Annotated in this window: 6 protein-coding genes; 5 read left to right on the top strand and 1 reads right to left on the bottom strand. The window is 65.5% G+C overall.

Translation table 11 applies throughout. From position 1 onward, the window contains the following. Window positions 1-136: 136 nt before the first annotated feature. Complete coding sequence (locus BUB20358_RS10920; protein WP_006765271.1) at window positions 137-913, bottom strand: enoyl-CoA hydratase; 777 nt, start codon at window positions 911-913, stop codon at window positions 137-139. A gap of 128 nt (window positions 914-1,041) precedes the next feature. On the opposite strand from BUB20358_RS10920, the gene paaN reads away from it, so the two are divergent. From paaN to paaK, 5 genes are all read left to right on the top strand, one after another. Continuing rightward, the gene (gene paaN / locus BUB20358_RS10915) at window positions 1,042-2,748 is read left to right on the top strand and encodes a phenylacetic acid degradation protein PaaN (RefSeq protein ID WP_006765272.1); all 1,707 of its coding nucleotides are present in this window, start codon (window positions 1,042-1,044) and stop codon (window positions 2,746-2,748) included. Between the two features lie 88 nt (window positions 2,749-2,836). Then, the gene (pcaF, locus tag BUB20358_RS10910) at window positions 2,837-4,039 is read left to right on the top strand and encodes a 3-oxoadipyl-CoA thiolase (protein WP_006765273.1); all 1,203 of its coding nucleotides are present in this window, start codon (window positions 2,837-2,839) and stop codon (window positions 4,037-4,039) included. Between the two features lie 45 nt (window positions 4,040-4,084). Continuing rightward, window positions 4,085-4,876, top strand: a complete 792-nt coding sequence (paaG, locus tag BUB20358_RS10905; protein WP_006765274.1) for a 2-(1,2-epoxy-1,2-dihydrophenyl)acetyl-CoA isomerase PaaG — start codon at window positions 4,085-4,087, stop codon at window positions 4,874-4,876. 1 nt (window position 4,877) lies between these two features. Then, the gene (gene paaI / locus BUB20358_RS10900; protein WP_006765275.1) at window positions 4,878-5,333 is read left to right on the top strand and encodes a hydroxyphenylacetyl-CoA thioesterase PaaI; all 456 of its coding nucleotides are present in this window, start codon (window positions 4,878-4,880) and stop codon (window positions 5,331-5,333) included. 37 nt (window positions 5,334-5,370) lie between these two features. Further along, window positions 5,371-6,669 (top strand): phenylacetate--CoA ligase PaaK, encoded by a 1,299-nt coding sequence (gene paaK / locus BUB20358_RS10895; protein WP_006765276.1) that lies wholly within the window; start codon window positions 5,371-5,373, stop codon window positions 6,667-6,669. The last annotated feature ends 5 nt before the right edge of the window (window positions 6,670-6,674 follow it).

The raw sequence follows: 6,674 nt of genomic DNA, 5'->3' as shown, positions 1-6,674 counted from the left end.
GCCGGTGGCGCGAAAGAGGCGTGATTCTAAGCACCCGCCCTCATCCGCGCAAGCGCTTTGTGAAAATATTTTGAAAAACCGCGCGCCGGCGCGCGGGTTTCCCGGACGACTCTCCTCGAAACTGCCTCGTGGCCGATCAGCGGTTCTTGAATGTCGGCTTTCGCTTTTCGACGAACGCCGCCATCCCTTCCTTCTGATCCTCGGTCGCAAACAGCGAGTGAAACAGCCGGCGTTCGAAATGGACGCCTTCGGCGAGCGTCGTTTCGTATGCCCGGTTCACCGATTCCTTGACCATCATGACGGCCGGCAGCGAAAACTCCGCGATAGTCGTCGCGGCTGCAATCGCCTCGTCGAGCAGTTTGTCGGCCGGCAATACCCGCGATACGAGCCCCGCGCGCTCAGCTTCGTCGGCGTCCATGAACCGGGCGGTCAGGCACATGTCCATTGCCTTCGCCTTCGATACCGCGCGCGGCAAGCGCTGCGTTCCGCCGGCGCCCGGCATGATGCCCAGCTTGATCTCGGGCTGGCCGAATCTCGCCGTGTCCGCCGCGAAGATGATGTCGCACATCATCGCAAGCTCGCAGCCGCCGCCGAGCGCAAAGCCCGCCACGGCCGCGATGATCGGCTTGCGGATCTGACGGACCGTCTCCCAGTTGCGCGTGATGTAGTCGCCGCGGTAGACATCCATATAGGAGTAGGTCGCCATCATGCCGATGTCGGCGCCGGCTGCGAATGCCTTCTCGCTACCGGTCACGACGATCGCGCCGATGTCGTCGTTCGCATCGAACGCTTTCAGTGCGGCGCCCAGTTCGTCCATCAGCGCGTCGTTCAGCGCGTTCAGCGCTTTCGGGCGATTCAGCGTGATCAGCCCGACGCGCCCCCGGGTCTCCACCAGGATGTTCTCGTAAGCCATCTATTTCTCCTCGATCAATGAATTGAGAAACGCCTCGCACATGCGAATAGTTTGATGCTACCATTCTCCGACCAACCGGTCGGTTAATTAATCGATCCAACCCTCTCCACGTCCATCAGGCCGCCGTCATGACGCATGCACTGTTCACGAAGCACGAAGACACGCTGAAACACGCCCTCGCCGCCATCGAGAGCCGCGGGTACTGGAGCCCGTTTGCCGAAATGCCGAGCCCCAAAGTGTACGGGGAAAGCGCGAACGCCGACGGCGAAGCCGCGTTCAAATCGCACCTCGACAAGACGTTTGCGCTCGATCAGCCGGCGTCGGGCGGAACGGTGGGCGCGGAGCGGTCACCGTACGGCATCGCTCTCGGAATCCGCTATCCGAAATCGACGCCGGACGAGCTGATTGCCGCCGCAGCCGCGGCTCAGCGCACTTGGCGCACAGCGGGCCCGAGCGCCTGGATCGGTGTCAGCCTCGAAATTCTTGCTCGCCTGAATCGCGCGAGCTTAGAGATCGCGTACAGCGTGATGCACACCACGGGTCAGGCGTTCATGATGGCTTTTCAGGCCGGCGGTCCGCACGCGCAGGATCGCGCACTCGAAGCAGTCGCCTATGCATGGGATCAACTGCGCCGCATTCCGGCTGAAGCGCACTGGGAAAAACCGCAAGGCAAGAATCCGCCGCTCGCGATGTACAAGCGCTACATGGTCGTTCCGCGCGGCACGGGGCTCGTGCTCGGATGCTGTACGTTCCCGACGTGGAATGGCTACCCCGGCCTGTTTGCCGACCTCGCCACCGGCAATACGGTCATCGTCAAGCCCCATCCGGGCGCGATTCTCCCGCTCGCGATCACGGTCCGGATCGCCCGTGAAGTGCTGCGCGAGGCGGGGTTCGATCCGAACGTCGTCGCGCTCCTTGCGACCGAGCCGAACGATGGTGCGCTGGTGCAGAACCTGGCGCTGCGACCCGAAATCAAGCTGATCGACTTCACCGGCAGCACGCAAAACGGCACCTGGCTCGAACGCCACGCGCATCAGGCGCAGGTCTACACGGAGAAGGCGGGCGTCAACCAGATCGTGATCGACTCGACCGACGACCTGAAAGCCGCCGCCAAGAACATCGCGTTTTCGCTGTCTCTCTACTCCGGCCAGATGTGCACGGCGCCGCAGAACATCTACGTGCCGCGCGACGGCATCCGTACCGCGGACGGCCACGCAAGCTTCGACGAAGTCACGCAGGCCATCGCGTCGGCTGTGCAGAAGCTCACCGGCGATCCTGCACGTTCGGTCGAACTGATCGGCGCGATCCAGAACGACGGCGTGCTCGCACGCATCGACGATGCCCGCAAACTCGGCCGCGTGCTGATCGACAGCGAGGCGCTCACGCATCCGGTTTTCGCCGACGCCCGCGTCCGCACGCCGCTGGTGCTGCAACTCGACGCAGCCGACCGCGAGAAATTCACGCAGGAGTGGTTCGGCCCGATCTCGTTCGTGATCGCGACCGATTCGACAGCCCAGTCGCTCGACCTCGCCGGAGAAATCGCAGCGGAACACGGTGCGCTCACGCTCTCCGTCTACAGCACCAACGATGCGGTGATCGACGCCGCACACGATGCCGCGGTACGTGGCGGTGTCGCGCTGTCGATCAATCTGACGGGTGGGGTTTTCGTCAACCAATCGGCTGCGTTCTCCGACTTCCACGGCACCGGCGCGAACCCGGCGGCCAATGCCGCGCTGGCCGACCCGGCATTCGTCGCCAACCGGTTCCGCGTGGTGCAAAGCCGCGTTCATGTTGCGCCGAAGGCCGCGCCTGCGGAAGCTGGCCAACCGGCATAACCCGAATGGCCGACGTGCAAACGCCGCCGCATTCTTTACGATGAACGAATCCCGTCGTCCGGCGGGTTCGTTACCAACCGATACGCTCATGACAGACGCCTATATCTGCGACGCGATTCGCACTCCCATCGGCCGCTACGGCGGCGCATTGAAAGACGTCCGAGCCGACGATCTCGGCGCGGTGCCGCTCAAGGCGCTGATCGAGCGCAACCGCGACGTCGACTGGAACGCGGTCGACGACGTGATCTACGGCTGCGCGAACCAGGCCGGCGAGGACAACCGCAACGTCGCGCGCATGTCCGCGCTGCTCGCCGGGCTGCCCGAAGGCGTGCCGGGTTCGACGATCAACCGGCTGTGCGGCTCCGGGATGGACGCGGTCGGCGCGGCCGCGCGCGCGATCAGGTCCGGCGAAGCCGCGCTGATGATCGCCGGCGGCGTCGAAAGCATGACACGCGCGCCGTTCGTGATGGGCAAGGCGGCGAGCGCGTTCGCGCGCCAGGCCGACATCTTCGACACGACGATCGGCTGGCGTTTCGTCAATCCGCTGATGAAGCAGCTGTATGGCGTCGATTCGATGCCGGAGACGGCCGAGAACGTCGCGGTCGACTACAACGTCAGCCGCGCCGACCAGGATCTGTTCGCGCTGCGCAGCCAGCAGAAGGCCGCACGCGCGCAGCAGGACGGCACGCTCGCCGAGGAAATCGTGCCGGTCACGATCGCGCAGAAGAAGGGCGATCCGGTCGTCGTGTCGCGCGACGAGCATCCGCGCGACACGTCGCTCGACGCGCTCGCGAAGCTGAAGGGCGTCGTGCGCCCGGACGGCACGGTGACGGCGGGCAACGCGTCCGGCGTCAACGACGGCGCAGCGGCGCTGCTGCTCGCGAATGAGGAAAGTGCGAAGCGCTTCGGCCTGACGCCGCGCGCGCGCGTGCTCGGCATCGCGACGGCGGGCGTCGCGCCGCGCGTGATGGGCATCGGCCCGGCGCCGGCCACGCAGAAGCTGCTTGCGCGGCTCGGGATGACGATCGACCAGTTCGACGTGATCGAGCTGAACGAGGCGTTCGCGTCGCAGGGCCTCGCGGTGCTGCGCATGCTGGGCGTCGCCGACGACGATCCGCGCGTGAACCCGAATGGCGGCGCGATCGCGCTCGGTCATCCGCTCGGCGCGTCGGGCGCGCGTCTGGTGACGACCGCGATGTACCAGCTTCAACGCACGCGCGGCCGCTTCGCGCTGTGCACGATGTGCATCGGCGTCGGCCAGGGTATCGCGCTCGCGATCGAACGCATGTAACGGCCGCACCACGTGCCTATAACGGAGTCGTGAAGGAGACAACGCATGCCATATCAGGCGATCCTGCTGGATATCGATCAAGCTGCCCGTGTAGCAACGGTCACGCTGAACCGCCCCGACAAGCTGAATAGCTTCACGCGCGCAATGCATGCTGAGCTGCAGTCGGCGCTGGATGAAGTCGAAGCGGCCGGCGCGCGCGCACTGATACTGACCGGCGCAGGGCGCGGCTTCTGCGCGGGCCAGGATCTGTCCGACCTCGATTTCACGCCCGGTGCGTCCACCGATCTCGGCGCGCTGCTCGAAGAGCACTTCAATCCGCTCGTCAGGCGCGTGCAACGGCTGCCGATGCCGGTGATCGCCGCCGTCAACGGCACGGCTGCCGGCGCCGGCGCCAATCTCGCGCTCGCATGCGATCTCGTGCTCGCTGCACGTTCGAGCAGCTTCATCCAGGCATTCGTCAAGATCGGCCTCGTCCCGGATTCGGGCGGTACGTGGTTCCTGCCGCAGCGCGTCGGCATGGCCCGCGCGCTCGGTCTCGCGCTGACCGGCGACAAACTGGGCGCCGAACAGGCCGAGCAATGGGGCTTGATCTGGCGCGCGGTCGACGACGACGCACTCGCCGCATCGGCCCGCGAGCTCGCGGTTCAGCTCGCTCAGCAGCCGACGCTCGCGATCGTGTCGATCCGGCAGGCGATGCGCGATGGCGCGGCGAACACGCTCGACCAGCAGCTCGATCTGGAGCGCGACCTGCAACGCAAGCTCGGTCAGTCGCACGACTACGCGGAAGGCGTGCAGGCATTCATCGAGAAGCGCACGCCGCGCTTCGAGGGCCGTTGACATGACGAACCACGCCATCGAGACCGGCGACGCCGACGCGCTCGCGCGCGCCACCGCCCACACGATGTACGAAGCTGACGCGTGCAGCCGCGCGCTCGGGATGGAAATCGCCGAAGTGCGCGCCGGCTATGCGCGCCTGCGCATGCCGGTGCGCCCGGATTTCCTGAACGGCCATCAGATCTGCCACGGCGGCCTCATTTTCACGCTGGCCGATTCGACGTTCGCATTCGCGTGCAACTCGTACAACGTGAACACGGTCGCGGCCGGCTGTTCGATCGAATACCTGCGTCCGGTGCACGGCGGCGACGTGCTGACGGCGGAAGCAATCGAACAGACGCGCAACGGCCGATACGGCATCTACGATATCCGCGTGACGAACGGCAATGGAGAAACGGTCGCGATGTTCCGCGGCAAATCCGCCCAGATCAAGGGCACGGTGATTCCCGAAGAGCGCTGAGATCGGCAGCTCGCACATAACAACACTGGAGACAGGCATGACTACCCTGCTACCGCTCGAGCCGATCGAGACCGCCTCACGCGACGAGCTGACCGCGCTGCAGCTCGAACGCCTGAAATGGTCGCTGCGGCACGCGTACGATCACTCCCCCGTCTATCGCCGCAAGTTCGACGAAGCGGGCGTGCATCCGGACGATCTGACGACGCTTGCCGATCTGTCGCGCTTCCCGTTCACGACCAAGAGCGATCTGCGCGACAGCTATCCGTTCGGGATGTTCGCGGTGCCGCAGGAGCAGGTATCGCGTATCCACGCGTCGTCGGGCACGACCGGCAAGCCGACGGTCGTCGGCTATACGGCCCGCGACATCGATACGTGGGCGAATCTCGTCGCACGCTCGATTCGCGCGGCCGGCGCACGTCCGGGCGACAAGGTGCACGTCAGCTACGGCTACGGGCTGTTCACCGGCGGGCTCGGCGCACACTACGGTGCAGAGCGCGCCGGCCTGACGGTGATTCCGTTCGGCGGCGGCCAGACCGAGAAGCAGGTGCAGCTGATTCAGGACTTCCGCCCCGACATCATCATGGTCACGCCGAGCTACATGCTGTCGATCGCGGACGAATTCGAGCGACAGGGGCTCGATCCCGCGCAGAGCTCGCTGCGAATCGGCATCTTCGGCGCGGAGCCGTGGACCAACGACATGCGCGTCGCGATCGAGCAGCGAATGGGGATCGATGCGGTCGACATCTACGGCCTGTCCGAAGTCATGGGCCCGGGCGTCGCGTCCGAATGCGTCGAAACCAAGGACGGCCCGACCATCTGGGAAGATCACTTCTACCCGGAAATCATCGATCCCGAAACCGGCGAAGTCCTGCCGGACGGCGAACTCGGCGAGCTCGTGTTCACGTCGCTGACGAAAGAGGCGCTGCCGATCGTCCGCTACCGCACGCGCGACCTGACGCGCCTGCTGCCCGGCACCGTCCGTACGATGCGCCGCATGGAAAAGATCACCGGCCGCTCGGACGACATGATGATCGTGCGCGGCGTCAACGTGTTCCCGACGCAGATCGAGGAACAGTTGCTGAAGCAACGGGCACTCGCGCCGCATTATCAGATCGTGCTGACGAAGGAAGGTCCGCTCGACGTGCTGACGCTGAACGTCGAACCCTGTCCGGAAACCGCGCCGGACGCGGTGGCGATTCAGGCAGCCAGCCAGGCGCTCGCGCACGACATCAAGTCGCTGATCGGTGTGACGGCGATCGTCAATGTGCTGCCCGTCAACGGGATCGAACGCTCGGTCGGCAAGGCACGTCGCGTGATCGACAAGCGCAAGGGCTGACGTCG

The sequence above is a fragment of the Burkholderia dolosa genome, assembly GCF_902499135.1.
Taxonomy (GTDB): domain Bacteria; phylum Pseudomonadota; class Gammaproteobacteria; order Burkholderiales; family Burkholderiaceae; genus Burkholderia; species Burkholderia dolosa.
Note: the sequence above shows the minus strand (reverse complement) of the source record. Positions and strands in the feature narration are given on the sequence as shown.

What these genes read in the sequence shown, in the direction of transcription:
- paaG (WP_006765274.1), top strand. Translation starts at nt 4,085, where the DNA reads ATGCCATATCAGGCGATCCTGCTGGATATCGATCAAGCTGCCCGTGTA.
- paaI (WP_006765275.1), top strand. Translation starts at nt 4,878, where the DNA reads ATGACGAACCACGCCATCGAGACCGGCGACGCCGACGCGCTCGCGCGC.
- paaK (WP_006765276.1), top strand. Translation starts at nt 5,371, where the DNA reads ATGACTACCCTGCTACCGCTCGAGCCGATCGAGACCGCCTCACGCGAC.
- BUB20358_RS10920 (WP_006765271.1), bottom strand. Translation starts at nt 913, where the DNA reads ATGGCTTACGAGAACATCCTGGTGGAGACCCGGGGGCGCGTCGGGCTG.
- paaN (WP_006765272.1), top strand. Translation starts at nt 1,042, where the DNA reads ATGACGCATGCACTGTTCACGAAGCACGAAGACACGCTGAAACACGCC.
- pcaF (WP_006765273.1), top strand. Translation starts at nt 2,837, where the DNA reads ATGACAGACGCCTATATCTGCGACGCGATTCGCACTCCCATCGGCCGC.